Origin of the sequence: Micromonospora sp. AMSO12t (assembly GCF_008806585.1) — a bacterium.
GTDB lineage: Bacteria > Actinomycetota > Actinomycetes > Mycobacteriales > Micromonosporaceae > Micromonospora > Micromonospora reichwaldensis.
In genome coordinates this window covers 1-1,000 of record NZ_WAAS01000532.1, presented here as the reverse complement: position 1 = coordinate 1,000, position 1,000 = coordinate 1, and the positions used below count along the sequence as shown (strand labels likewise).

The 1,000-nt window shown below is 71.9% G+C and carries 1 protein-coding gene; it reads left to right on the top strand.

Annotated elements, in window-relative coordinates; genetic code table 11:
• Positions 1 to 39: 39 nt before the first annotated feature.
• On the top strand, positions 40 to 1,000 hold a 961-nt coding region (locus F6X68_RS32810), incomplete at its 3' end, for a glutathione S-transferase family protein (RefSeq protein WP_151457851.1).

Here is a 1,000-nt window from a genome sequence, read left to right as displayed (position 1 = left end):
ACCGAGGGCGGCGCAGCGACCAACGCGGACGAGGTGCTGATGCGGGCCGGCGGCCGGTATGTCGAGCCGGGCGGCGAGTTCACCCGGGACCAGCGCTACATCGCCACCCGGATCACCGCCGACGCCCGCGACGGCTGGCCCGTGGAGCCCGGCCGGTACCGGCTGGCGGTCAGTCGCGCCTGCCCCTGGGCGAACCGGTTGATCATCGTCCGGCGGCTGCTCGGGTTGGAGGACGCGATCTCGCTGGCGGTGGCCGGCCCGACCCACGACAAGCGGAGCTGGACGTTCGACCTCGATCCGGGCGGGCGCGACCCGGTGCTCGGCATCGAGCGACTGGCCGAGGCGTACTTCGCCCGGTTCCCCGGCTACGAGCGGGGCATCACCGTGCCGGCGATCGTGGACGTGCCCACCGGGCAGGTGGTCACCAACGACTTCGGGCCGATGAGCCTCGACCTGTCCACCGAGTGGACGGCGCACCACCGCGAGGGGGCGCCCGACCTCTACCCGGAACGGCTGCGCGACGAGATCGACGAGGTGAGCACGCTGCTCTTCCGGGACGTCAACAACGGCGTCTACCGGTGCGGCTTCGCCGGCGACCAGGCGGCGTACGAGAAGGCGTACCACCGGCTGTTCGACCGGCTGGACTGGCTGGGCGAGCGGCTGGCCGGGCAGCGCTACCTGGTGGGGGACACCATCACCGAGGCGGACGTGCGGCTGTTCACCACGCTGGTCCGCTTCGACCCGGTCTACCACGGGCACTTCAAGTGCAACCGGAGCAAGCTGACCGAGATGCCGGTGCTCTGGGCGTACGCCCGGGACCTGTTCCAGACGCCGGGCTTCGGCGACACGGTCGACTTCGACCACATCAAGCGGCACTACTACGAGGTGCACCGCGACATCAACCCGACCGGGGTGGTGCCGCTCGGCCCCGACCTGGCGAACTGGCTGACCCCGCACGGCCGCGAGGCCCTCGGCGGCCGTCCCTTCGGCGACGGCACCC